The sequence below is a fragment of the Caproiciproducens faecalis genome (assembly GCF_019448085.1).
Lineage (GTDB): Bacteria > Bacillota > Clostridia > Oscillospirales > Acutalibacteraceae > Caproiciproducens > Caproiciproducens faecalis.
In genome coordinates, this window is the sequence record NZ_JAGFNZ010000001.1 from 346,887 (window position 1) to 372,803 (window position 25,917).

Sequence of the window (25,917 nt, forward strand, 5' to 3'; positions counted from 1 at the left end):
TTCATACGCAAAGGGACAGGCGGTCATTAGAACAGAATACGGAGAACGGTATGATTAGAGAAATTTGTAAAGATACCTTTATTTTAGGAAGAAAATCTGTGCCGGCAACTAAGGTTGATATGCCTGTGGTAGAGGATCTTCTGGACACGCTGAAAGCGAATGCGCATCGGTGTGTCGGTATGGCGGCGAATATGATTGGTGTCAGTAAGTGCATTATTGCGTTCAGTGTAGGGACGATGAACATCCCTATGATTAACCCAATTATCATAAAACATGCTGACCCGTATGAAACTGAGGAAGGCTGTCTGTCGCTGGACGGCGTACGAAAGACCACTCGCTACCGGTCCATTGAGGTGGAGTTCCTCGATCGAAATTTTGAGAAACAGAAGAAAACCTTTACTGGCTTCCCTGCGCAGATCATTCAACATGAGGTCGATCACTGCAATGGGGTCCTGATCTAAAGTTGATTGACAAGCGAAATGGCTCAAACCAAAATCATGCAGTTTAGAGGACGCGCTGAACTTCTCAGTTTGTTTATAACATTCGTTGCAAACACCACCAGATTATATATAAACGGGGTAATTGTATGAATACAACTGCTATCTTATCGTACTTATCAGATTTGGAACTACATAACGAGAGAGAATGGTACCATGGACATAAAACGCAATATCAAGAAGCAAATACAGAGTTTATTGATTTGTTGCGGCAGCTTATTTTGGAAATTGGTAAAACAGATTCCAGTGTACTCTATAACGACCCTCATGATTTAACTTTCAAGTTAGTGCGTGATACACGCTTCAGCCATGACAAGTCACCGTATAATCCGAACTTCAGAGCTCACATTTCCTCAAAAGGAAAGCTGCCGATTCCGGTTGGCTACTATATAAAAATTCAGCCGGGTAATCGTTCATTTTTAGGAGGTGGATTGTTTGCCGACATGTTTAAAGACGCCACAAACATGGTTCGGGATTATATTGCCGCGCATGGCGTTGAATGGCAGACGATCATCGATGAAAAATCTTTTTCAGAGACATTCAGTGTGAAGGGTGAATGTTTGAAAAACGTTCCTCGCGGTTACGACCCGGCGCACCCGCAGGCAGAATATTTAAAAAATAAGTCTTGGTATTTGGAATATCCTGTTTCAGACGATCAACTTCAAAAGGATTCCTTCATTAACTTTGCGGCAGATATATTGATACGCATGCAGCCATTTAACACTTTTTTAAACAATGCACTTATTGACTTTGTTATGCCAAAGAGATAAAGCATATTCTGAGCGCAAAGTGTCGTCTTCCCTGCCCTTCAAGCAGCTTGTTGTATATTCTTAAAGGATACAATCCTGCAAATTTAGCCACCGGATATCGAAAATCCGGTGGTTTTTGTGATTTGTAATTGTATTAGACGAAAAATGAAAGTATAATAAGAAAAAATATGATAGTTGAAAATTATAATCTGTTCATCCGATGGGAGTCTGACTAATTTAATTGGATTTAAAACAGAAGTTTAGATTTGAAGTGAGGTACACATGAATACTGATTTTGTAAACTTAACAGCAGAAAACCTTGTCAATGAGCATTTATGCTGCATTATCCGCAGCAAAAAGCCCCATCCAGGGATTGAAGCAAAGCGGCAATGGCTTTCGGAGCGACTAAAGGAAGGCCATGTCTTTAGAAAGTTAAATGAAAAGGCTACGGTTTTTATTGAATATGCTCCTCTTGAAACAGCTTGGGTTCCCATAGTTGGTGAAAACTATTATTATGTCTATTGCCTATGGGTTTCTGGTATTTACAAAGGAAAAGGATATGGGAAATCGCTGATGGAGTATTGTTTGGCTGATGCTAAAGAAAAGGGCAAATCCGGCATTTGTATGCTCGGAGCAAAAAAACAGAAGTCTTGGCTTTCTGACCAATCATTTGCGAAGAAGTTTGGCTTCGAGGTTGTTGATACGACTGATAATGGATATGAATTGCTTGCACTTTCTTTTGACGGAACAACACCAAAGTTCGCGCAAAATGCTAAAAGTCAAGAGATTGAAAGCAAGGAGCTAACAATTTACTATGATATGCAATGCCCCTATGTCTATCAAAATATTGAGATGATAAAACAGTATTGTGAAATGAATGACGTTCCTGTATCTTTCATTCAAGTGGATACGCTGCAAAAAGCAAAGGAATTGCCTTGTGTTTTTAATAATTGGGGTGTGTTTTATAAAGGAAATTTTGAGACAGTGAATTTGTTAGATGTCGCATACTTAATGAGAATACTGAAAAAATAAAAAACAACCAGTTTCTCACTGTTTTTTAATTAAGCCTGCTATCACAATAGCAGGCTTAATTAATTTTTATTTCAGACTTGGAACACAATTTCTATTTTTCCTGACTGATTAAAATATAATCCCCTGTACTTAATTGGACCACATTTGCCCGAAGGGCACGGGCAAGCTCAACCGTAATTTTTTTTTGTATGTCAATCTCCTGTATATACAAGGTAAGGGGATCCCCGCCTAAAACCCGCTTTTCGTCTGCAGTAACATAAACCAGTATTTCACTCGATTTACCCATTATGAGAACCTCCGCTGTTTTTCATGATTCGGTCGATCTTTCTGCTGTTTTCCAAAATCGGGGTATGCTTAATTGCTTTTATTACTTTCTCCGCATCATAATTAATCGGAATAAACGAGATGATTATTTTTCCGGTTTCAAAGTTTTTTCGAAGGAACTTATATCTTCTCACCCCTAATATGCGAATCGCCTCAAACAGAATTGCCTGACGCTGGCCGTAATTCTCCAAAGTAACTCTGCTTTTGGGGTCGTCTGGGGTGATTACAACCGCAATTCCTTTGCTTAAAAAAAGCTCTCTGCTGCGGTCTGTCCCAAGGTAATTTGTAACATACATGCCGTCGACATATAATTCAGAACCTCTGACTTCAATTTGACCCAAATTAACCTCACAAATTTCACCGACCGTTTTTCCTTTTGTAAAACGATAAATAAGAACCATCACAACAATTCCTGCGACTGCTCCGCAAAGGATTGAAACGACGATGTTTGCATTCCGCAATGCTTCCATAACAAGTACCGTTGCCAGCGAAGTAATTAGCGAGATATAATTTCTCGATTCAAACGTTTTGGCGATTCCGTCTATATACGCCTCTCCCCGTTGCGTGTATTCCGTATGCTCCAATTTTCCCAGGCTTTCCCGTTCTGCCACCCGAACATCGCGAAATTGCTGCACCGCAACTGTCAGAAAAGTCACCGCAACAAAATCTCCAGCCAAAAGCGCCGGAATGGCTACCGAACCGAGCGTGGCGGCAACAAATCCGAGAAATATATTGTTAAAAAAGGCAGTGGGATACGATGGTACCTGTCTAAAATCCACTTTGAGCGTAACAAGCCGTGCAATCGTTCCTATAATAATCCCGGTTGAAATCATATAAATATCCAAACTGTTCATCAATTTTAATGTTTCCAATATTACACCCCCATGACCATATTGTTTGCCTTTTTTATCCAATTAAACTTGGGGATAAATGGAATAATTTTCAGCTTCCAAGGTAAGATAAGTTTATCGCAATTTGGAGGGATGAAGAATTGGGTTCGATTGGGGTTGGACAAACGGTCATTCGGAAAGAAGCCTGGGAAAAAGTGACCGGGCAGGCAAAATATACGGATGATTTTATCTCGAATGATACTTTAACCGCTCAAATAGTTACCAGCACTTATGCGCATGCAAAAATACAAAAGATTGATGTATCCTCCGCTGCGTCCCTGCCGGGTGTAAAAGCCATTTTGACCGGAGAAGACTATCCGATTCTGTTTGGACAGCTGATAGAAGACCACCCTCCCCTGGCAAAGGGAATAGTGCGGTATTACGGCGAACCGGTTGCGCTTGTAGTGGCCGACAGCGCTTTTACCGCCGCGAAAGCTGTCGCAATGATACATGTTTTCTATGAGCCGCTTCCGGTAATCGGTTCCCCGTCGCAGGCAGTGGCCGCAAACGCGCCGCTGGTACATGAACAAATGATTCTTTATGAAATAGCGCAAAAGGATATTTATCCAAAGTATAATACAAATATTTGCGATCAGAAAAAGATCCGAAAGGGCGATGTAGAAAGGGGCTTTACACAATGTGACTGCATTGTAGAAGCAGAATTTCATTTGCCGCAGTCCGATCACATTGCGATGGAAACACGTTCCGCCCAGGCAAGAATTGACGCAAGCGGTACCGTTTACATTAAAACCGCATCGCAGTCCCCTTTTAACGTTAAGAAAATCATCAGTAAAGTTTTCCAAATTGACCAGAGCAAAGTAATTGTAGAGGTTCCGTTTGTGGGGGGAGGCTTTGGCGGGAAAGCCCCAGTACAGCTTGAAATTCTTGCTTATATTGCCTCCGCTTCGGTAGGCGGAAGAGCCGTCCGCCTTACGAATTCACGGGAAAACGATATGGTTTCCTCTCCGTGTCGAATGGGACTGGAAGCCAAATTCAAACTCGGCGCCACGAGGGATGGGATGCTGCAGGCAGTACAGATGGAATATTTGCTTGACACAGGCGCCTATTCAGACATTGGCCCAACATTGATTAAGGCCATTATAGTAGACTGCACCGGCCCTTATAAAATTGACAATGTATACTGTGACGCATTCTGCGTGTATACCAACCACCCTTATGTGACTTCATACCGGGGATTTTCACACGCCTCCAGCGCGTTCTGCATCGAGCGTATGATGGATAAGCTTGCACAGAAGCTAAACATGGACCCCGCGGAACTGAGGTACAAAAACGCGCTTCGGCCGGGCTGCACTTCTCCTACACAAGTTGAAATTACCTCCAGCAATTTCGGTGATCTTAATTCCTGCATTTCTAAATTACAAGAAATTATTAACTGGTCGGAAGGAACCCGCGTTGAAGTCGGGGAAAATAAAATACGGGCGAAAGGCATGGCCTGCTTCTGGAAAACCTCCAACTCTCCTACCGATGCGGTTTCCGGTGTATTCTTAACATTCAACACAGACGGCAGCATTAATCTGAACTGCGGATGTGTGGAATGCGGCCCCAGCATGAAAACGACCGCGGCACAGATTCTATCGGAAAAATTAAAAATGGATATTAACCGTATTCACGTCAATATGGATGTGAATACAAAATACAGTCCTGAACACTGGAAAACGGTTGCCAGCATGACGACCTACATGGTTGGACGGGCGGTTCTGCGTGCGGCAGAAGACGTGATCCGCCAACTGTCCAGTCTTGCTGCCGTTGTGCTCCGCTGTCCTCCGGAAGACCTTGAAGTGGCATACGAAAAGGTCTACGTTCGGCATGACCCGTCGCTTTTTCTACCGCTGAAAGAACTTGTACACGGCTACAAATACCCAAATGGCAACTCGGTGGAAGGTCAGATTTTAGGGCGCGGAAGTTTTATTATGAGCGACCTTAATGTGCTTGATCAGGAAACCGGAAAAGGAAAATCCGGCCCCTTCTGGACTGTTGGGGCTCAGGCAGTGGAAATTGAATACGATGAAAAAGAATATACGTACCGGTTTGTAAAAGCAGCAACCGTAATTGACGCGGGCAGGGTGCTGAATCCGAAAATGGCGGAAGGGTTAGTCAAAGGCGGCATGTGCATGGGGCTTGGACTAGGCAGCCGCGAGTCTTTTTCTTATGACGAGGAAGCAAGAGTTCAGGACACCAGTCTAAGGACTTATAAAGTGATGCATTTTGGAGAAACCCCTAAGTACCTTGTCTCTTTCGTTGAAACCCCCCAGATTGACGCACCTTATCATGCGCGCGGCATTGCGGAACACGGAATTATCGGAATTCCTGCGGCTTTGGGCAATGCCCTTTCCGTCGCTGTGCATGCAGAACTGGATGAGCTTCCGTTGGTACCTGAAACGATCTGGCACATGAAAACCGGAGGTATCCTATGATACCATTTGAATTTGATTACTATAAACCAGCTTCCATACGGGAAGCAACCGAGGCATTCACACTGTTGGATACCGCCGGGAAAAATCCGGTCTATTACGGAGGCGGCAGTGAGCTAATCAGTATGGCCCGTTTGGGAAACCTGCATTTTGGTTCAGTAATTGATATAAAAGAAATTCCGGAGTGCAAAATTTTGGGCTATGACCAGGACAATCAGCTCGTTCTGGGTTCTGCTCTGACATTATCAGATATATGTGAATCAAAGCAATTTCCTCTTTTAGAGAAAACCGCCGGAAGAATTGCTGACCACACGATGCAATGCAAAATCACTTTGGGCGGGAACCTGGCTTCCACCCTGATTTATCGTGAAACAGTACTCCCTTTGTTGTTGGTTGACAGCAAAATCACTGTTGCGGGAATAGACGGAGTCCGTGATTTCCCAATCAGCCAAATTTTCGAGAAAAGGCTAAATCTCCCTAAGGGATCGTTTGCTGTTCGAGTGAGCACAAAAAAGGGAATGATTAGTTCCCCGTATTTTCACATAAAAAAAACAAGAAACGAAAAAATAGATTATCCGCTTATGACCGTAGCAGGAATTAAAACCGGCGGCCAACTGCGTATCGCATTCAGCGGACTGATGCCTTACCCCTTTCGCAGCGTACGGGTAGAAAATATTTTGAATGATACAAATGATAACTCGGTTCGGGCTATGGAAGTGGTAAACCTGCTGTCCGATAAAATTCTGGATGATCTTAACGGATCCTGCGAATACCGTAAATTCGTATTAAAAAACACCATTCTCAATGTATTGGATACGATGAAGGAGGTTTGAATGATGTTTTGTCTGCAGGGGAAAAGTCTTGTTACAATCAATGTAAATAATGACGATCATGAACTGCTGATTCGCCCGTCCGATATTCTCTTAGATACCCTCCGGGATCAACTTGGCTTGACCGGCGCAAAGCCCGGCTGCCAAAACGGCGACTGCGGGGCGTGCACTGTGCTGGTCGACGGGTGGCCGGTCAAATCCTGCCTGATGCTGACAGCCGAAGCGGTGGGGAAGAAGATAACTACGGTAGAAGGCCTTAAAGATGCACCCATTCAAAAAGCCTTTATTGAGCAATTTGCATTTCAATGCGGTTATTGTACTTCCGGGTTTTTAATGGTCTGCTACGCGCTGGCAAATATTCACCCGAATCCGGAAGACATTGTAATTGATGAATGGCTGCAAAGCAATATCTGCCGATGTACAAGCTACGAGGAGATCGGAACTGCCATTCGCTCCGTTTTAGCCGGGAAAATAAAGTAATATTTTTTTCTTAACATTCATAGCTTATACAAACTCAAAATGAGGGAAGTGAATGAATCATGAAAAAACAAATCGAGATCGTTTTATTCTGGGGCTCCTTATGGGGGATTGAGGAAGCAACTCTGGGACATGTCCTGCATCTTCTTCCAGTCAATATCGGATGGCTTTTCTGGTTTCCACTGGCATATTTGTTTATGTTTCTCTCCTATCAAAAAACACATTATATTACTTCTATTTTATGGACGTCGGTAATTGCAGCTGCCATCAAGTTAATTGATTTATTGCTTCCGATACGAATTGATAAGGTCATAAACCCCACCGTATCAATTTTATTGGAGGGGGCCGCGGTATTTCTTTTGATTAAGGTAATGAATTCGCGCACATCAGCCCCCAAATACTTCTTTGTTATTCCGTTTGCTTCCAGCCTTCTCTACCAGTTATTTTATATTATTTATATTTCCATTGTACCGCTGCTTTTTACAGCTATTCCCGCAGCGGCCGGTATCTCTGCTTATTTGGACTATGGTTTGCACGGCATGGTAAACGGAATTTTGTTAGTCGTCATTTCCGCATGCTGCGTTCAGGTGATAAATAGAAAAGGAAAGGGACAACAAACAGTAAGGCCGTCCATGCAATTCTCCGTTTTGCTTTCGGTTTTATCCTATTTGCTGCCGGCGATTGCTTTATTCGTACAATGGAAAATGTAATTGGAATTATTTTAGCCGCCGGGTACTCATCCAGAATGGGTGAATTTAAAATGACGCAATTTCTGTCGGGACTTCCGGTCATTGAACATCCGATTCAAAACATGTATGACACCTGCAATAAAATTCTGATCGTTACTGGTTTTCAATTTGAAAAGTTACGGTATTTAGAAAAAAAATATCAGAAGGTAAGCCTGGTTTTTAATCCGAATTATTCTGAGGGGATGTTTTCTTCGGTTCTTGCCGGGTTAGCGTATTCCGAGGCCAAACGGTATGTTGTTATGCCGGGGGACTGCCCGGCTGTGCACTCAAAAACATTTCGTGATTTAACCGCCTTCAGCGGAGATATTTGTCTTCCGAGTTACCTCGGAAAAACCGGCCATCCGGTTATGATAAGCAATTTCGCCCGCAAGGAGTTATTAAGGGGTTCGTTTCTTACCCTGGAGCATTTTATAAAAAGTCACCCATACAAAGAAATACCGGTCAAGGATGCGGGGATTCTTATGGATCTGGATAGCCCGGAGGATTTTAGAAAGCTGGAAACGTTTTTGAGGGTCAGAAATCATGATGACAGTGATAACAGGCGATATCAACAGCGGAAAAACAACAGTATTAATCAATCATTATAAAATAAATCGGCAGGGCGACGGATTCGCTCTGCCAAAATTTTCTATCCCCGGCAGAGCGGCCGGGCAGAAAATCATGCGCTTATCGACCGGCGAAAAGAAAATATTGTCTTATTCCAATGGGTTCGAGATTTTAAACCCGTCAGAAGCTTTTCGCTACAAAAATTACCATTTCACAAAAAATGGAATTGCCTTTGCAAATAAAATCGCAGCAGATATCATTAACAATAATACAAATCCGGTGTATCTTGATGAAATTGGCCCGGTGGAACTGATGAAAAGCGGGTTTTATTACATTGTATTGGCAATGCTCGACCATAAAAAGGATATGTTTCTTGTGGTTCGCTCCACTTGCTTGGAAGACGTGTTAAATCTATTTCATATTCATGCTGACCGTATCATTGCTCTTTAGCCATTACCACAAAATCCATGCACAAGTCTTGAATAATTGGCTCTAGTTGCTTAACTTGGATCAATGTTTATACACATATGAAATATGTTAGGAGGATTGTTGTATGAAAAAAAGTCTAAAAGTAACCTCTCTGATTTTGGTATGCATGTTGATAACCTGTGTCTTCGGAATCACTTCTGCTTTCGCGACGAGTATAAAGTTTTTGAGCTTCTACCCCACCGGAACTCATACCATTGATGTCAATCAACAGGATTATTTTCAGGTGCTTTCCACCGCGGCGGAACCGCCGACAGTAAAGATAGGCGATACAACAAAGCTGAAAGTTGAATTTGACAAACAAATCGGAACCGCCACGCCGCAAAAGTATCAGTACAAATACGTGGGGTTAAAGGCAGGAAGTACAACCGTTACGCTCACATCGAAAGATGGCTTAACCGCAAAAGAAACTTTCACAGTGAAAAGCTCGAATGCCAATGATGTAGTCATCAAATCCGACACCACGGACAATCTCTTTATGAAACCGGCAAGTTCCTATACTCTGAAAATCACCTGTGCGACCAAGGGTGGAAAAGCTACTAAGCCAATTGTTACGGTTGGTGACAACAAGATATTGAAAGTAGAATATTTAAAGAAGAACGGCAGTAATTTCTACTACAAAATCACGGCAATCGGAAAAGCAGGGCAATCAGCCGGCCTTTATACTGCAGCAGCAGGAACAAAGGCTGTTAAGCAGTTTACTGTTATCATTACAAATCAAGTTATCAATACGTCTAAAAATATAAAAATAAAATGTGACACGACCAAGGATTTCGGTCTTAAAAAAGGAGCAAGTTATATTTTTAAAATGACTTCTGCCAATGGGGTTATGCCGATTTTTACAGTGGGAACAAAAGGGCTTTTTCGTTTTGAACTGATCAAAAAATCGGGTGATGATTATTTTTATAAAATTACCGCTGTCGGAACAGCGGGCAAGTCGGCAGGAATTTACACGACAATACCAAATGAAAATCCGGTCAGACAATGCAAGGTGACGATTTCGCACATCTAAATCTGTATTTAACAACGCCGCTTGGGTTTAGTCCCAAGCGGCGTTTTGTTTATTTTCCGGCCTGTCAGCCGGCAACGATAATTATCCGAACATACCCGGACCCTCAAAATAGTCCAGGCAAAAAAGCCGGAAGGAACGCACATGATTTTCATCGTCCGACTCATCACGGTGAATCATCCAATTATTTCTTGTAACCGGATTCCCGTTTTTATAATAAAGTGGCTGATATGATATGTTATCCTGAATATCCTTGAAGAAATTATCCGTTAAAAAGATCCCGTAGCCCAGGCCGCGCTTAATCATTTCGATACAGGTTTGACCTGATTTCAGTCTCATGGCAATATAAGGAGTTTCCGCAAAATGTTCATACCACCAGTTTTCTATCATGGTTTGAGCGGGGATATCCGCGTAAAAATCAATTCTGGGGATTTTGGGAATTTCTGATAAAGTTACGGGAGTCTTGCTGACGATATAAGCCTGATCGATTCCGATTAAATGTTTGTTCAGGCTGGCCATGTGATCGCCGCGCACAAATCCGATTTGTACATCCCGGTTGTAAACCAGCCTTACTACTTCACTGCTGTAACCGGTGACCACTTCAAAATCTACAAGCGGATGTATTTTTTTGTAACTGTAAAGAAGGTCTGGCAGCATATAGCAGGCCAATGAGTTGGAAATTCCGATGCGCACTGTGCCAAACACATCGTTTTTCATGCGGTTTAATTTTGCTTGGATCGCCGCGTAGTCATCGAGCATCTTTTTCGCGTGCTGTGCAATCAGCTTGCCTTCGGAAGTAAAAGTGATCCCTTTTGAGCTCCGCTTCACGATGGTGGTGTCGAATTCTTCCTCAATCTTTTGAATTCTTCTTGTCAGTGCCGGTTGTGTCAAATACAGTTTTTCAGCGGTAGTGTTAATACTTTTGTTGCTATAAAGAGTATCGATTATCAGACAGTCGTTCTGATTCATAAAAATTCCCCTTTCTAGCTCTTTGTATATTTTACATTATATCAGCAACTTTTATTTGCTTCAATTGTTTAATATGCAAATAACTTATAGCGTTCTATACATCAATTGCATTTCACAGTTTAAAAAATATATGAAATAATACAGTTAACCTATTATGAATTGGAGGTACAATCATGAAAATTGGTGTATTGAAAGGAAATGGGATCGGGCCTGAAATTGTTCAAGCGGCACAATATGTCGTCGATGCCTGCGGCCTGGATATCGAGTGGTTTAATATTCCGATCGCGGAAGAAGCCATTGAGGTATATGGTCATCCTGTTCCACAGGAGTCTATCGCTATGCTTCGCGACGTCAAAATCGCATTGAAAGGGCCGATCAGTGTTGAAAAAAAGCTCGGCCGTGTGACGTGCATTCATGACGACGGCTCGGAACATATCTATCCTTCTTTTAACAACGCTATCCGAAGGGAACTCAATCTATTCGTATGCATGAGACCGTCAAGGGGGGTTCCCGGAATTTCCGGAACGCACGATAAGATGGATCTTGTTGTTATGCGTGAATTGACGGAAGGCGTATACAGCGCAATTGAACACAGAATAGGCAACGTAGCCGCGGAATGTACCAATTTAGTCACCCGGGAAGCCACCGAGCGCCTTGCAAGATTCAGCTTTGAGTTTGCCAGAAAAAACAACCGCAAAAAAGTTACTTGTATTCATAAAGCCAACGCAATCAGCATTACGGACGGATTCTTCCTGGAATGTTTTCAGGATGTGGCAAAAGAATATCCCGATATTGAATCCGACGATTATTTCGTGGATGCAACCACTGTTTATCTGTTAAAGAAACCGAGTATGTTTGATGTGATTGTTACAACAAACCAGTATGGAGATATTCTTTCCGACTTGTGTGCCGGTTTAACGGGAAGTCTGGGACTGGGAGCGGGAGCGAATATTGGACTGAACGGGGCTGTGTTTGAAGCCGCGCACGGTTCCGCGCCCGACATTGCCGGAAAGGGAATCGCTAATCCGACCTCTCTGATTCTTTCCGCTGCATTAATGCTTCGCCACATTGGGGAAGAGAAAAGCGCAAAGCTTGTGGAAGACTGCACCAGGGCTGTACTCACCGGCAGACAAATTCTTACGGCGGACCTTGGCGGAAACGCTTCCACAATGCAGTTTGCCGACGCTGTTGCAAAAGAAATTCAGAGAGTAAAATAATCGAGACCCTATTTCAAAAAGAACGGACAGTTGGGAGAATGCAGCGGAATCAGAACAATCCGCTGCAGGACAGGAAAACCGTGGGGTGAAAAATTATGAAGCTGGCATATCCTATTGCGACTCCGGAAGTGTCAAAATCCATGATGTCATTTTGCGGGGACTTCAAACAAAACATAGCAAATATAAAAGCCATTGGGTACTGCGCGTTGGAGTTGATTGTCAGAGACCCCGAAGAGATGGACAAATCTTCAATTTGCAGGATGATTGACCAGAGCGGTTTGAAAGTAGCCGCCCTGGGATGTGGCCCAGCGGCCTTTGAAGATGGTTTAACATTGCTGAACCCTGATAAAAGGGTTCGTGAACGGGCGCTTACCCGAGCGATGGAAATCGTAAATTTTGCATCCATCTGGGGAGCGCCGGTCTGTATAGGCAAGTATCGCGGCCAACTCTGGACCAGCAGGGAAAAAGAGGCCATGCAGGTGCTGTCTGAAGCGGTCATGAAGATTGCCGCCTTTGCAGAAAAGAAAGGTGTCCAAATACTGATGGAACCACAGAACAAAAGCAATCTCAACAGCTTAAACACAACGGCGGAAACGGTTTCTTGGATTGAATACAGTCATATTCCCAATACAGGAATCCTGTATGATACTTTTCAGGGGAATTTAGCTGAAGTGTCGGTAGGCGCGGGAATTCTGAATGCAAAAGGAAAGATTGGATTTGTCCATTGTTCTGACAGCGGCCGTAATCCCCCCGGAACGGGCAATATTTCTATTTCAGACGCTTTAGCGGTACTGAAAAGCACGGGCTATGACCGCTATCTATCTATGGAGATATCCCAAAGGCCGGACAGTTTTACCGCTGCAGAACTGGCTTACAAGTCAGTTAGTTATATTCTTAATTATATCATTTGATTTTTTGATTTCTTATGTGTTGAAAAGTGTATCCCCATTCGGGCGGTCGGCAAAAAGAGTGAATCTATTGCCGAAAAATATTAAAGTAGGGAGTGTAGGACCATGACATTGGCATTATTGGGTTATCTAACGGTAATCGTATTCCTGGTTGTTATTTCCTCAAAAAAAGTCAGCCCGCTGGTTACGATCGTTGTTGTACCGACTATATTCGGACTTATCGGCGGATTTGGTATGGAAACCTTTAAATTTGCACTGGACGGAGTCAAAGGCGTGGCATCCACTTTTTCCATGATTCTGTTCGCGGTCTTGTATTTCAGCATTATGGTGGCAGTTGGACTGTTCGACCCAATGATGGACAAAATCCTGTCCATGGTAAAGGGCGACCCGGTCAAGATTATGGTTGGAGCCTCTCTGATGGCGGCGATTGTTTCCTGCGGAGGAGACGGTTCCACAACTTTTCTGGTTACCTGTACGGCAATGGTACCTATTTTCAATAAATTGAAAATGAATAAGCTGTATCTGGCATGTGTCATCATTATGCAGAATACGATTCTGAACCTGCTCCCCTGGGGAGGCCCTATGGCGAGAGTGGTCTCGGTTCTGAACGTTGACGCAGGTCAGCTGACGGCAATGATGGCGCCCGCAATGGCGCTTGGTATCCTCTATAGCCTTGGAGTGGCCTATTATCTGGGTGTTAAGGAAAGAAAAAGACTTGGTATCAGCAACCTCGGCATCGATATCAGCGAACTAAAGGTTGAGGTATCCCCCGAAGAGTTGGCTTTAAAACGCCCAAAGCTGTTCTGGGTCAACCTTATTGTCACGTTAGTGGTGGTTGCCGTACTGCTGCTTGGCATGATTCCTGCAACCATGTGTTTTGCGGTGGGCACTATGATCGCGCTGACAATCAATTTTCCAAATATTAAAGAGCAGAGAAGTGTCATCAACCAGAACGCTTCTGAAATAATGAATGTGGTCATCATGGTGGTTGGCGCCGGTGTTCTGATGGGTGTTCTGAACGGTACCGGCATGTCCGACGCAATTGGGAAGAGCCTTGTCAGCCTGATGCCTGCGTCCATGTCAAAATACTTCGGCCTTGTGATCGCCTTTATCAGTGCGCCGGGAACGGTTGCTTTGAGCAATGACGCTTTTTATTACGGCGTTATGCCCGTCCTGTCCCACACAGCAATAGCGTACGGCTTTACGGAACTGCAGATTGCGTTTGCGTCCATGATTGGTCAAGCATTCCATCAGCTGAGCCCATTGGTCGCGGCCATCTATTTGTTAATTGAGCTTACGGATATCAATTTGGATAAATATCAGAAATACACATTTCTGTGGTTCTGCGGCCTGTTTGTGATCTATCTTGTCTGCGGAATCTTTTCAGGCAACCTGATTCTCGCATAATCTAATCTGTGCCATATGTTTGCTTTTGTCTCTCAAAATCTACATATGTGTAAGAGGCCTGCTTATGGGCAGCAGCTCATTTGCAGGCTCTTTTTTAAATTTGAAATACCGGAGGAACAAAAAGTGGAACAAAACATTCGATTCGGCTGTATAGCCGACGATTTTACCGGTGCCAGCGACGCCGCGTCTTTCCTTGTAAAGGGCGGCGCAAATACGCTGCTTTTTAGCGGGGTGCCCGCTGATGACACGATGATACCGGAAGGGACGGACGCGGTAGTCATTGCCCTTAAAACACGGACGGAGGAAACCAAAAAAGCGGTTGAAGAATCGCTTCATGCTTTGCAGTGGCTGATTTCTAAGAACACGATGCAATTTTATGTGAAGTATTGTTCAACATTTGACTCGACGCCCAAAGGGAACATAGGACCCATATGTGACGCGTTTCTTCAGATGCTGGACGTCTCCTATACGTTGCTCTGCCCCTCTCTTCCGGTCAACAAACGAACGGTACAGTCGGGACATTTGCTTGTGGATCAAATTCCGCTGAATGAGACACACATGCGTCATCACCCTCTTACCCCCATGTGGGACAGCTATCTTCCAAACCTGATGCGAGGGCAAAGCGAGTATCCATGTGTCGTTTTTGACGAAGCTTTCATGAAGGGCGATCGGAATACCATATTCCAGGAAATCGACCGGCTGCAAGAAATGCATGAACGGTTTTATCTGATTCCCGAATATCAAACGGATGAAGATGCAAAACGGATTGTGGAGCTTTTCGGAAGCCTCAAACTTCTTACCGGTGGTTCAGGGCTGATGGAAGAACTGGGTAAAAAAATCAGCGGAGGTTTTTCGTCTGGATCGTCTGCGGATGACCATATAGGGGGCAAGGCCTTGATGATGGCCGGAAGTTGCTCTGTGGCAACACAAGCGCAGGTTCAGCATTTCCTTTCCGGCGGGGGATATGGAATTATGCTGAGTCCCTCAAAGCTTTTATCAGGAGAGCAGACCGCAGCGGCCGTATGGGAAGAAATCCTTCGGTCAGGGAGGAACGAGGTACTTGTTTATAGTTCCGGAAGTTATGGGGAACGGGACAGCTCCGAAGGAGCCAATGAAGCGGAGGCGGATGTACTGGAAAGAACGATGGCAGAGCTTGCGAAGCGTGCCGTGCGGGGAGGCTTTGGCAGGATGATTGTGGCAGGAGGAGAAACCTCCGGAGCGGTCACAAAAGCTCTTGGTTACAATGCATACCGTATTGGGGAGAGCATCGCTCCCGGTGTTCCCGTAATGACTCCGCTGTCCGCGCCGGATAAGCGCATTGTGCTGAAATCCGGAAATTTCGGACAGGAAGATTTTTTTGAAAGGACTCTTTTAATGACTGGAGTAACTCAAGATGAATAAAGAAGAATGTGAACTTGCAGTCAGCGATGCGCTGTGGATTGCTCATACACTATTCAACCGGAATAAAGCCACAGGGTCTACCGCAAATCTGAGCTTCCGGGCAGGTGAATATATCTATGTAAGCGGTACGGGTACCTGTTTTGGAAGATTGAAAAAAGAAGAATTCGCAATTATGGATCTTCAAGGAAATCATCTTGGAGGGGTCAAGCCCAGCAAGGAATATCCGCTGCACCTGTTATTCTATCAAAAAAACAAAGACATTGGAGCAGTCCTTCATACCCACAGTTTCTATTCCACTTTATGGTCCTGTTACTGCGAAGAAAAGGAAGGTTCGGCAATCCCCCAATATACCCCATATCTTGAAATGAAGCTTGGGCCGGTTGGATTGATTCCGTATGCGCCTCCAGGCTCACAGGAGCTATTTGATGTTTTCGCAAAGAATTTAAATGACAGAAGAGGGTATCTTCTGCGAAATCATGGCCCTGTCGTTGGCGATAAGGATTTACTTTCCGCGTTTTATGCTTTAGAAGAGCTGGAAGAAAGCGCCCGGATTGCATGGCTGCTTCGAAATGAAAGTATCGGGACACTCTGAAAAGGAAATCAAAATACGGATTGGCTCATTGATGGAAAGGAGATCTAAATGAAAAGAATCGGGGTCATCAGCGTTACTCTGAATGCAATATATCCCCTCATGCAGATTTTTTCCGAGCAAACGGGGAAGTACGGTGTAAAGAATTATCTGGATGAAGGCTTGCAGGAACTTGTGCAAAAGGAAGGGGGAATTACGGATCATAGTTTCAATAGAATGGTTGCTCTGATGACCAAGGCGGTGGAAGACGGTGCAGATGGAATTCTGCTTACCTGTACTGTCTTTACGCCATACATAGAGCGGTTACAACAATTGTTTTCCGTACCGGTTATAAGTGCTGATGGTGCAATGCTCAGAGAAGCGGCTGAAGCCAATAAAAAAACAGCTATTCTTTGCACATTCCCGGCTTCGGTTCAATCATCTGCGGAAATGTACCGTTATTATTGCAAAGAATTGGATATAGAGAATAATATGGATGTTTTCTTCCTTGAAGATGCTGCCTTGGCTATAAAACACGGCAATAAAGAAGAACATGACCAATGTATTGCCAGAAAAGCCATGGCGTTGGCAAGAGATTATGATTTAATCGTTTTGGCTCAGCTGTCCATGGCTCCGGCTAAGGTGCTGTTAGAGCATTGCCCGAAGCCTGTGTTTACCAGTCCTTCCAGTGCAGTCAATGCGCTAAACCATGTGTTCATAGTTTGACGTGGCAAATGTTTTTTATAACAAAAGGGCAAAAGCATAACTGCTTTTGCCCTTTTGTTATTATGGTGGACGTTATAGAACTCGAATCTAATTTAATAAACATAATCAAGAGATTTTTAAACAATTGTAAATGTATGATTTCTATTTATTCAATATTCCAATTCTTAATTTAGCCAATGATGGTTCAGTTAAACATCCTTGCAACCGTTGAATATTTCAGTATATCGTAGACATAATAGAAGCAATTTATAAATTGGACTGATAAAATGATTTTATTGAAGAATATAGAATGTTATAGCCCGGAGCCACTTGGAAAAAAAGACCTTCTGATTGCCTGTGATAAAATTGAAGCGCTTGTCCCGGCGGACAAGTTCTCCGATAACCCGCTCATCGAGACACAGCTCGATTGCAGCGGATTATTTGCGTTTCCCGGAATCATCGACCAGCATGTTCATATTCTTGGGGGTGGAGGAGAGCAGGGATTTGAAAGCCGAGCCAAAGAGCTGGATGTCAGCGATATTCGAAGTTCCGGCGTCACCACGATTGTGGGGCTGCTGGGTGCCGACGGTACAACAAGAACGCTGGAGAGTCTTTATGCGAAAGCAAAGTCGCTGGAGGCGCAGAATGTAACGGCCTATCTGTATTCGGGCAGCTACACGGTGCCTCCTGTTACCTTTACCGGAAACATCACGCGGGATCTTGTACTTATCGACATGGTGATCGGAGCGGGAGAAATCGCCGTTTCTGATTATCGCTCATCCTGCCCAACCCTACCGGAGCTTCTCCGCCTCGCATCGAACACATATCTTGGCGGAATGTTAGGCAAAAAAGCCGGTGTCGTGCATTTTCACATTGGAGATGGCAAAGACGGACTTACACCGCTCAAAAAAATATTGGATCAATCCGACCTGCCAAAAGAAGCTCTTGTTCCCACCCACACAAACCGGAACCCATTTGTTTTTAAGGAAGCGATGGGCTACTGCAGCGCGGGCGGATACATCGACCTTACGGCTGGGGAATCCGCAGGTATCGCAGTACCCGATGCCATTCATAGGCTGCAGAAAGAGGGAATTAATCTTTCGCGTGTGACCGTGAGTTCAGACGCGGGCGGCAGTATTCCGAGCGGCGGCGTGGCAAAAAATCAAGCGCTCTTCGACGACCTTGTCGCGTGCATCCGTTCCGGAATAAGTCCGACGGACGCATTTCGGCTAGCAACGGAGAATGTCGCCAAGCTTTTAAAACTTTACCCCCAAAAGGGTACCCTTCAAGAGGGCAGCGATGCGGATATTGTGATCCTGGACGAAGAATTCCATATTCGGATGCTGTTCAGCAGGGGAAAGTTAGTCCTGCAGAACGGTATGAAAGAAATAAATAACAAGACCGAGGAGTAGTGCAATGGAGGATATTGTGAAGGGCTTCCTGATTATTATCGGCGGAGCTGAGGATAAGACGGGAAACAGCATCATCTTAAAACAAGCGCGGCAGATGCTGAAAGACGATGAGCAGCTCACCATCCTGACAACGGCGACGGAAAAACCGGAGGAGGCGGGAGAAAAATACCTTAAGGTCTTCAATCGCCTCGGTATTACAAACATCCACGTCCTTAACATCAACACCCGTGACAATGCAGACGATGAGAAGTACTGTGCGGTACTGCGTTCCTCCCGCTGTGTTTTTATGACGGGCGGCGATCAGCTGCGCATTACGAGCATTCTTGGCGGTACATTGGCAAGCAGCATACTCGAAGAAATTTATTATTCCGGCGGTATCGTCATGGGCACCAGTGCAGGCGCTTCTGTAATGAGTTCCACAATGATTGTGCAGGGTCTGGACAACGAGCCTGCTAAAAAATGCACGCTGAAAATGGCACCGGGACTTGGACTCGTGAACAGTATGATTATCGATCAGCACTTTGACCAGCGCGGCCGCTTCGGGCGGCTGCTGTGCGGAGTAGCGGAAAACCCGCGTGTTTTCGGAATTGGCATCGACGAAGACACCTCCATTAAACTCTACCCCGATATGCATTTTGAGGTAATCGGTTCCAACGCCGTCACCGTCATTGACGGGAAGTCGATTCAGAGTTCAAACGTTTCAGAGCTGAACCAAGATGAAATTCTTGCTATTTTTGGTGTCACCGTGCATGTACTGCCCCAGGGCTATGGTTTTGACCTGAATAACAGAAAGGTTTTACGACTGAAAGATGAGAACTGACAAAATTCATATCAATGATTTTACCATCTACAGCGGAAGAAATATTTACAGTCACCGGCCTATTATGAAGATGATTGTGGACATTGGAAAATACGGCGAAATTCCTACCAGCCAGATACCGGGCTTCAACGAAAAGCTGCTCGCCTTGTTCCCCGGGCTTCGGACAAACGTCTGCGGATTAGGGCATGAAGGCGGATTTCTCGAACGGCTTGAAGAAGGAACCTACATGGCTCATGTTCTGGAGCATGTTGTACTTGAAATGCAGGCAATGGTCGGTTATGATCTTCATTACGGAAAGACAAGAACCATCAAAGAGCCATCCGTTTATTACCTTGTGTATGAATATGAAAATGAAGTGTGCGGGCTTGAGTGTGGAAAAGCGTCTGTCTTTATTTTGAACCATCTTCTGGAAGGCAAAGAAATAGAGATTGATGAATTTATCGAATATTTAAAACGCGCCTCGAGCGAAGCGGAGCTTGGGCCAAGCACAACGGCAATCGTAAACGAGACTAAAAAGCGGAACATTCCTGTTACCTGCATCGGGAACGACAGCCTTGTCCGTCTTGGATACGGAAAATTCAGCCGGCTGATTGAGGCGACGCTGACAGATGCAACTTCCTGTATCTCGGCGGACATTTCCTCCAACAAACAGTTCACAAAATTCCTGCTTAGCGAGCATCAGATTCCCGTTCCCTACGGCAAAGTGGTGTTTTCTGAAATTTCGGCTCAAATGGTTTCTAAACAAATTGGATTACCGGTTGTCATTAAGCCGTTCGACGCGAATCAAGGCAAGGGAGTACACCTCAACTTAAAAAACAAAAATGAGATTATAACCGCCTTTAAGGATGCTTCTAAGTACAGCAACGGAATCATTGTGGAGCAGTACATTTCGGGACGGGACTACCGCGTATTGGTAGTGGGCGGCAAAGTTTGCGCCGTTGCTGAACGTTTGCCCGCGCTTGTGATCGGCGACGGCGAACACACCGTAGAAGAACTGGTAAAAATAATTAACCAAGATCCGCGCCGCGGGGAGCAGCATGAAAAAGCGCTTACCAAAATCCGGCTGGATGCCGTTGCGGATAAATTGCTTAAATTGAATAATATGACACGAGAAAGCGTTCCCGCTGCAGGTGAGGTTGTGAAGCTGCGCGGAAACGCAAACCTGAGTACGGGCGGCACCGCCGTTGACTGCACCGACATGATTCATCCCGACAATGCCGATATCGCAGTACGGGCGGCAAACGCAATCGGCATTGACATTGCAGGAATTGACATCGTAACAGAGGATATCTCGAAGTCGGTTTATGACACTGGAGGAGCGGTTGTAGAGGTCAACACCGCACCGGGCATTCGTATGCACCTCTACCCAAGCAAAGGTACGCCCCGAAATGTCGCCGAAGATATCGTCCGCCTGCTATTTCCGGATGACAGCGCCGCTCATTTCCCCATTGTTTCGGTAACAGGAACCAACGGAAAAACCACAGTTGTGCGCCTGATTTCCCATGTGCTTTCAGCTGCGGGAAAATCTGTGGGAATGACCAGCACATGCGGCACTTATGTGAATGACCGATGCATCTGCCGAGGCGACAACTCCGGTCCCAGAAGCGCCCGGGCATTGCTCTCTAACAAGTCAATTGACGCGGCGGTACTGGAAACCGCGCGCGGCGGAATCGTGCGCGAGGGACTGGGCTATGATCTTGCAGACGTCGGTGTTATCACTAACATCACCAGCGACCATCTTGGGCTGGACGGTGTTAATACACCGGAAGATTTGGCGTTTGTCAAATCACTCGTTGTGGAAGCAGTCAAGGAATCTGGAGCTGCTGTACTGAACGCAGAGAATGAACTGACGCCTTTTGTCCTTGAACGCGTGAAACACAGGGTTATCTTTTTCTGTAAAGACAAAAATGCCGCAGAGCGATTTTTAAAGCCTGGTCAGACCGTTGTATTTGTGCGGGACGGCATTCTTGCGGCTGAAGAAAACGGGCGGCTGCAAACCATCGTTTCCGTTTCGGAAATCCCAATTACGATGCAGGGAAAAATCGAATGCAACATCGAAAACTGCCTTGCCGCCGCAGCAGCGCTTTACGCGTTGAAAATTCCGCCGGAAACAATTGCTGAGGGTTTTAAAACCTTTGAAAACAATACCGGCCGCTTCGAAATTTTTGAGCGGAACGGTGTTCGCGTTATGATGGACTATGGTCACAACCCTGCCGGATACCAGCAGGTGCTGAAAACGTGCCGTGCACTTGCATCCGGCCGCCTGACCGGGGTAATCGGCATGCCGGGCGACCGGCCGGACGACGCCATGCGCGAAGTTGGAAAGCAATGTGCCGAGGTCTTCAGTCGTATCATCATCAAAGAAGACGAAGATCTTCGTGGGCGTGTTCCCGGAGAAGTGGCTGATGTTTTCCGCAGAGCAATCGAAGAAACCGGATTTCCCTCAGCGGATTTATCCGTCATCGAAAACGAACTAAACGCACTAAAAAGCGCAATGGCAAATGCAGTACCAGGTGACTTCATTGTTGTGTTCTATGAAAAATACGCAAGAATAAAGGATTATCTGGAGAGCATAGGTGCCCGAAAAATTTTTTAATCAGACTACGCGTTTGAAAACATCTATGCCATGCGATTCGAACTGCCGACAAACCGGTACAACCGATTGTACAAAAGTAATTCTAAAACCGTAAAACAGGAACTTAGAAATCAATAAAATTTTTATTATATAAAAGGAAAAGGCAAGCAGAAAAACTGCTTGCCTTTTATGGTGGACGTTATAGAACTCGAATCTATGACCTTTCGCACGTCAAGCGAATGCTCTACCAGCTGAGCTAAACGTCCATATCTTTTGAGTGCTCGATTATTATAACGTAATTTGCTTTAAAAATCAATATAAAAATTCAAAAAAACTCATTTTTATTTCCTTCGCTTGTTTTCGACCGGGGATTAGCCTATAATAAAACATAAATATTTTTGATGTGAGGTGTTTGCTATGCCGATAGGTCTTGTACTGGAAGGCGGAGGTATGCGCGGAGCATATACGAGCGGAGTGCTGGAAGTCTTCCTGAATCATGGAATCGAATTCCCAAACGTTTACGGCATTTCAGCCGGCGCCTGTAATGCGCTCAGCTACATTTCCGGACAGAAGAATAGAAATTACGATATTTTCTACCAATATATCAGTGATAAACGATACATGAGCGTCGAGAACTTGAACCGTACTGGTTCTTTGTTTGGATTTGATTTTATTTTCGGAGAGCTTTTTCACACTCTGCTGCCGTTTGATTATGAATCCTTTTTTAATTCCCCGATTGATCTGAAAGTAGGCGCCACCGACCTGAAAACCGGACAGACCGTCTTCTTTGACAAAGCAACTCTGGATGAGAATTTTACCGCGGTCAAAGCCTCCAGCTCGCTGCCTTTTATTTCCAACACCGTATCCTACCGGGGGCATGAGCTGCTGGACGGCGGCTGCGCAACCCCAATTCCGATAGAACGCTCCCTTTTTGACGGCAACAATCTGAATGTGGTTGTACTGACGCGTGACAGCTCCTACCGGAAAAGCCCGAAGCCGGAATTTCCGCGCGCGGTGCTTCGTGTCAAATACGGCGAATATCCCAACTTCGTCAACACCATGCAGATTCGGGCGGAAATTTACAACAATGAGCTTGAAGTCTGCCGTAGACAGGAATCGGAAGAGAAAGCTGTGATTGTACGGCCAAGCAGGCCCATCGTTACGGGACGGTACGAAAAAGACCCACAGACTCTGAAAGCGATTTATGAAATGGGCATGAGCGACTGCGAGAAAAAGCTTCCTGAAATCTGTGCTATGATGGAACGTGCATAAATAATAATGAAGGGACGGATTTATCCGTCCCTTTTAACTTGACAACAGCCTGAGAACGGTCTATATTATAGATTGCAAATGATTTGCATTTAAGGAGGCTCTTAACATGATAAAACGGGTTGCTGCCGTAATTTTGGCGGCTGCCATTATGGTATTGTCCGTGGGGTGTGCCGGAAGAACGGAAAAAAATATTCGTTTCCGGGTAGTAACCTCCTTTTATCCTTTATATATTATGGCACTGAACATTACCGAAGGGGTCCCCGGTGTGCAGGTGGATAATATGGCAGGGCAGCAGACAGGGTGCCTGCACGATTATCAGCTGCAGTCCAAGGATATGAAAAACATTGAACAGGCGGATGTATTTGTGATTAACGGAGCAGGCATGGAAAGCTTCATGAGTAAAGTCACTTCTCAGCTGCCAAATCTGAAGGTGATCGATTCCAGCAAAGGCATTGAGCTTTTGACGGATGAAAGCGGGGAAGAAAATCCGCATATTTGGGTTTCTATTTCAAACTACATCCGGCAGGTTTCCAATCTGGAAAAAGGCCTGTCCCAGGCCGACCCGCAGAACGCCGAAGCCTACCGGAAAAACGCACAGGACTATCTGGCAAAGCTGAGCGTACTGCGCGACCAGATGCACCGCGAGCTGAGTCATATTACACACAGGGATATCATTACTTTTCACGAAGCCTTTCCGTATTTTGCCGAAGAATTTGACCTGAACATTGTAAGCGTGGTCAACCGTGAACCTGACAGTCAGCCAAGCGCCCGGGAACTGGCGGAAACGATTCGGCTGATTCGGGGCAGCGGAGTGAAAGCCGTCTTTGCGGAGCCGCAGTATCCGAAATCGGCCGCTAACATTGTGGCGAACGAAAGCGGGGCAAAGGTTTATTCACTGGACCCGGCGGTAACGGGGGAAGACAGCAAAGACGCCTATCTGAACGCGATGGAGGGCAACCTGAAGACGCTGAAAGAAGCGCTGGATTAAAGGGGAATGACATGGATACTTGTAAATGCAGCACACAGATACGCAACCTTACGGTAAGAAAACACGACGGGGTGATTCTTCACGATGTTTCCTTTGACGTGCATCACGGGGAAATTCTGGCTTTGATCGGGCGCAACGGCGCGGGGAAAACCACGCTGCTGAAAGCACTGCTGGGGCGTATTCCGTATACGGGAACCGTTGTGTTTCACAATTCCAAGGGGGAACAGATCTCTAATCCGCGTATCGGGTATGTTCCGCAGAATCTGGTGTTTGACCGCTCCATGCCCGTCACGGTCGGCGATATGCTCTGTTCTAACATGGGCGGGATGCCGGTCTGGCTGGGTCATAAAAAAGAAAAACTGAATCAAGCCCGCAAGCTGCTTGCCACGGTCGGGGGGAACCCCTCGCTGTTAAACAAAAGAATCGGCAGCCTTTCCGGCGGCGAGATGCAGCGCGTTCTGCTCGCATTTGCGCTGGACCCCAAGCCGGATCTTTTGCTGCTGGATGAACCGGTTTCTGCGGTGGACCGCAGGGGAATTGAGGTTTTTTATGACCTTGTTACCTCTATGCGCGCGGAACATCAGATGCCGATCATTCTGGTGTCCCATGACCTTTCCCATGTAGAGAAATACGCGACGCGGGCCGTCCTGCTGGACCGCACCGTTCTGGTCAGCGGCAGTGTCCGGGAAGTAATGAAAACGCCCGAAGTGCGGGAAGCTTTTGGGCTGAAGCTGACCGGAGGTGTAAAATGATGAGTACGGTATATTATTTGATCGACACGTTTCTTCCGTTCGAATGGACGGAATTCAGCTATATGAAAAACGCTCTGCTTGCCGTTTTGCTGATTACACCGCTGTTCGGGCTGGTCGGAACGATGATTGTAAACAACAAGATGTCCTTTTTTTCCGATGCGCTGGGTCACTCCGCGCTGACGGGGATTGCCATCGGCGTGCTGATGGGTATTGACAACTATCTGATCTCCATGATGGGCTTTGCGCTGTTGTTTGCGCTGTGCATCTCGGCGGTTATGGATTCCGGTACGTCATCGGCGGACACGATTATCGGGGTGTTTTCCTCCACCGGGCTGGCGCTCGGCATTGTGCTGCTGTCGGCTTCCGGCGGTTTCGCGAAGTATTCCGGTTATCTCATCGGCGATATTTTAACGGTACAGCCCGAAGAAATCGGTATGCTTGCTGGAATTTTGGTGGCTGTTACCGTGATTTGGTGCCTGTTTTTCAACCGGCTGCTGCTGACCAGCATCAACGCTGATCTGGCAGCGAGCAAAGGAATCAATACCCGTTTTGTTGAAAAGCTGTTTGTGGTGATCGTAGCGGCCATTGTAACCGTATCCATCAAATGGGTGGGTGTGCTGATTATCAATTCCTTGTTGGTTCTTCCGGCGGCTTCGGCCCGCAACCTTGCAAAAGGGATGCGCTCCTATCACCTGATTGCCATCGCCATTTCACTGTTTTCCGGGGTAAGTGGGCTGATTGTCTCTTACTATACGGGTACGGCTGCGGGCGGAACCATTGTGCTGATTGCGGCGGTGATCTTCTTTTTCAGCTATTTTCTTAACCGGGCTCGGGCTAACAACTGAAACAGGTTGCGCATTCCATCAAAAATGTGGTACTATTTTATTACTGAACAGGCGATG

26 protein-coding genes and 1 tRNA gene are annotated in these 25,917 nt (G+C 45.5%); 23 read left to right on the forward strand and 4 right to left on the reverse strand.

Annotated features, from left to right (window positions below; translation table 11 throughout):
* The first annotated feature begins 50 nt into the window (after positions 1-50).
* From J5W02_RS01630 to J5W02_RS01640, 3 genes are all read left to right on the forward strand, one after another.
* The gene (locus J5W02_RS01630; protein ID WP_219963909.1) at positions 51-461 is read left to right on the forward strand and encodes a peptide deformylase; all 411 of its coding nucleotides are present in this window, start codon (positions 51-53) and stop codon (positions 459-461) included.
* A gap of 125 nt (positions 462-586) precedes the next feature.
* The gene (locus J5W02_RS01635) at positions 587-1,267 is read left to right on the forward strand and encodes a DUF2461 domain-containing protein (RefSeq protein WP_219963910.1); all 681 of its coding nucleotides are present in this window, start codon (positions 587-589) and stop codon (positions 1,265-1,267) included.
* 261 nt (positions 1,268-1,528) lie between these two features.
* Positions 1,529-2,278 carry a GNAT family N-acetyltransferase gene (locus J5W02_RS01640; RefSeq protein WP_219963911.1) on the forward strand — a complete coding sequence of 250 codons (750 nt, stop codon included), beginning with the start codon at positions 1,529-1,531 and terminating at the stop codon, positions 2,276-2,278.
* A 91-nt stretch (positions 2,279-2,369) separates the two neighbouring features.
* Here the strand turns inward: J5W02_RS01640 and J5W02_RS01645 are convergent, their stop codons facing one another.
* Together J5W02_RS01645 and J5W02_RS01650 are read right to left on the reverse strand one after the other, a co-directional pair.
* Positions 2,370-2,564, reverse strand: a complete 195-nt coding sequence (locus J5W02_RS01645) for a capping complex subunit for YIEGIA (protein ID WP_219963912.1) — start codon at positions 2,562-2,564, stop codon at positions 2,370-2,372.
* Positions 2,557-3,516, reverse strand: coding sequence for a YIEGIA domain-containing protein (locus tag J5W02_RS01650; RefSeq protein WP_255575506.1), 960 nt, complete (start codon positions 3,514-3,516; stop codon positions 2,557-2,559). The genes J5W02_RS01645 and J5W02_RS01650 overlap by 8 nt, the downstream gene beginning before the upstream one ends.
* 77 nt (positions 3,517-3,593) lie before the next feature.
* Between J5W02_RS01650 and J5W02_RS01655 the strand changes: the two genes are divergently transcribed.
* The 7 genes from J5W02_RS01655 (at position 3,594) to J5W02_RS01685 (ending at position 10,024) form a co-directional block, all read left to right on the forward strand.
* Entirely contained in the window at positions 3,594-5,927 is a 2,334-nt protein-coding gene (locus tag J5W02_RS01655; RefSeq protein ID WP_219963913.1) for a xanthine dehydrogenase family protein molybdopterin-binding subunit, read from the forward strand.
* Positions 5,924-6,757 carry an FAD binding domain-containing protein gene (locus J5W02_RS01660; RefSeq protein WP_219963914.1) on the forward strand — a complete coding sequence of 278 codons (834 nt, stop codon included), beginning with the start codon at positions 5,924-5,926 and terminating at the stop codon, positions 6,755-6,757. Before J5W02_RS01655 ends, J5W02_RS01660 begins: the two co-directional genes overlap by 4 nt.
* Before the next feature lie 3 nt (positions 6,758-6,760).
* The gene (locus J5W02_RS01665) at positions 6,761-7,234 is read left to right on the forward strand and encodes a (2Fe-2S)-binding protein (protein ID WP_219964419.1); all 474 of its coding nucleotides are present in this window, start codon (positions 6,761-6,763) and stop codon (positions 7,232-7,234) included.
* A gap of 59 nt (positions 7,235-7,293) precedes the next feature.
* Positions 7,294-7,941, forward strand: coding sequence for a hypothetical protein (locus J5W02_RS01670; RefSeq protein WP_219963915.1), 648 nt, complete (start codon positions 7,294-7,296; stop codon positions 7,939-7,941).
* On the forward strand, positions 7,929-8,567 hold the full coding sequence (locus J5W02_RS01675; RefSeq protein WP_219963916.1) for a nucleotidyltransferase family protein: 639 nt from the start codon (positions 7,929-7,931) through the stop codon (positions 8,565-8,567). Before J5W02_RS01670 ends, J5W02_RS01675 begins: the two co-directional genes overlap by 13 nt.
* A complete protein-coding gene (locus J5W02_RS01680; RefSeq protein ID WP_219963917.1) occupies positions 8,503-8,976 on the forward strand; it encodes a nucleoside-triphosphatase in 474 nt (157 codons plus the stop codon). The genes J5W02_RS01675 and J5W02_RS01680 overlap by 65 nt, the downstream gene beginning before the upstream one ends.
* A gap of 262 nt (positions 8,977-9,238) precedes the next feature.
* Complete coding sequence (locus tag J5W02_RS01685) at positions 9,239-10,024, forward strand: hypothetical protein (RefSeq protein ID WP_219963918.1); 786 nt, start codon at positions 9,239-9,241, stop codon at positions 10,022-10,024.
* Positions 10,025-10,105: 81 nt separating this feature from the next.
* Here the strand turns inward: J5W02_RS01685 and J5W02_RS01690 are convergent, their stop codons facing one another.
* The gene (locus tag J5W02_RS01690; protein WP_219963919.1) at positions 10,106-10,990 is read right to left on the reverse strand and encodes a LysR family transcriptional regulator; all 885 of its coding nucleotides are present in this window, start codon (positions 10,988-10,990) and stop codon (positions 10,106-10,108) included.
* 173 nt (positions 10,991-11,163) lie between these two features.
* Here J5W02_RS01690 and J5W02_RS01695 point away from each other — a divergent pair, with 173 nt between their 5' ends.
* The 9 genes from J5W02_RS01695 (at position 11,164) to cphA (ending at position 22,024) form a co-directional block, all read left to right on the forward strand.
* On the forward strand, positions 11,164-12,207 hold the full coding sequence (locus J5W02_RS01695; RefSeq protein WP_219963920.1) for an isocitrate/isopropylmalate dehydrogenase family protein: 1,044 nt from the start codon (positions 11,164-11,166) through the stop codon (positions 12,205-12,207).
* Between the two features lie 95 nt (positions 12,208-12,302).
* Positions 12,303-13,118: a sugar phosphate isomerase/epimerase family protein gene (locus tag J5W02_RS01700; RefSeq protein WP_219963921.1), complete on the forward strand. Its 816-nt coding sequence runs from the start codon at positions 12,303-12,305 to the stop codon at positions 13,116-13,118.
* Positions 13,119-13,220: 102 nt separating this feature from the next.
* Positions 13,221-14,522 carry a CitMHS family transporter gene (locus J5W02_RS01705; protein ID WP_219963922.1) on the forward strand — a complete coding sequence of 434 codons (1,302 nt, stop codon included), beginning with the start codon at positions 13,221-13,223 and terminating at the stop codon, positions 14,520-14,522.
* 123 nt (positions 14,523-14,645) lie between these two features.
* Positions 14,646-15,923 carry a 3-oxo-tetronate kinase gene (otnK, locus tag J5W02_RS01710; RefSeq protein ID WP_330659645.1) on the forward strand — a complete coding sequence of 426 codons (1,278 nt, stop codon included), beginning with the start codon at positions 14,646-14,648 and terminating at the stop codon, positions 15,921-15,923.
* On the forward strand, positions 15,916-16,515 hold the full coding sequence (locus tag J5W02_RS01715) for a class II aldolase/adducin family protein (protein ID WP_219963924.1): 600 nt from the start codon (positions 15,916-15,918) through the stop codon (positions 16,513-16,515). The genes otnK and J5W02_RS01715 overlap by 8 nt, the downstream gene beginning before the upstream one ends.
* Before the next feature lie 48 nt (positions 16,516-16,563).
* On the forward strand, positions 16,564-17,217 hold the full coding sequence (locus tag J5W02_RS01720) for an aspartate/glutamate racemase family protein (protein WP_219963925.1): 654 nt from the start codon (positions 16,564-16,566) through the stop codon (positions 17,215-17,217).
* Positions 17,218-17,483: 266 nt separating this feature from the next.
* On the forward strand, positions 17,484-18,608 hold the full coding sequence (gene iadA, locus J5W02_RS01725; protein WP_219963926.1) for a beta-aspartyl-peptidase: 1,125 nt from the start codon (positions 17,484-17,486) through the stop codon (positions 18,606-18,608).
* 4 nt (positions 18,609-18,612) lie between these two features.
* Complete coding sequence (locus tag J5W02_RS01730) at positions 18,613-19,428, forward strand: cyanophycinase (RefSeq protein WP_219963927.1); 816 nt, start codon at positions 18,613-18,615, stop codon at positions 19,426-19,428.
* Complete coding sequence (gene cphA / locus J5W02_RS01735; RefSeq protein ID WP_219963928.1) at positions 19,418-22,024, forward strand: cyanophycin synthetase; 2,607 nt, start codon at positions 19,418-19,420, stop codon at positions 22,022-22,024. Before J5W02_RS01730 ends, cphA begins: the two co-directional genes overlap by 11 nt.
* Before the next feature lie 169 nt (positions 22,025-22,193).
* On the opposite strand, the gene J5W02_RS01740 is transcribed toward cphA, so the two are convergent.
* Positions 22,194-22,269, reverse strand: a tRNA-Val gene (locus tag J5W02_RS01740).
* Positions 22,270-22,420: 151 nt separating this feature from the next.
* Here J5W02_RS01740 and J5W02_RS01745 point away from each other — a divergent pair.
* The 4 genes from J5W02_RS01745 (at position 22,421) to J5W02_RS01760 (ending at position 25,860) form a co-directional block, all read left to right on the forward strand.
* The gene (locus tag J5W02_RS01745; protein WP_219963929.1) at positions 22,421-23,275 is read left to right on the forward strand and encodes a patatin-like phospholipase family protein; all 855 of its coding nucleotides are present in this window, start codon (positions 22,421-22,423) and stop codon (positions 23,273-23,275) included.
* A 106-nt stretch (positions 23,276-23,381) separates the two neighbouring features.
* A complete protein-coding gene (locus tag J5W02_RS01750; protein ID WP_219963930.1) occupies positions 23,382-24,263 on the forward strand; it encodes a metal ABC transporter substrate-binding protein in 882 nt (293 codons plus the stop codon).
* Positions 24,264-24,274: 11 nt separating this feature from the next.
* Positions 24,275-25,015 (forward strand): metal ABC transporter ATP-binding protein, encoded by a 741-nt coding sequence (locus tag J5W02_RS01755; RefSeq protein WP_219963931.1) that lies wholly within the window; start codon positions 24,275-24,277, stop codon positions 25,013-25,015.
* Entirely contained in the window at positions 25,012-25,860 is an 849-nt protein-coding gene (locus J5W02_RS01760; RefSeq protein WP_219963932.1) for a metal ABC transporter permease, read from the forward strand. The genes J5W02_RS01755 and J5W02_RS01760 overlap by 4 nt, the downstream gene beginning before the upstream one ends.
* The last annotated feature ends 57 nt before the right edge of the window (positions 25,861-25,917 follow it).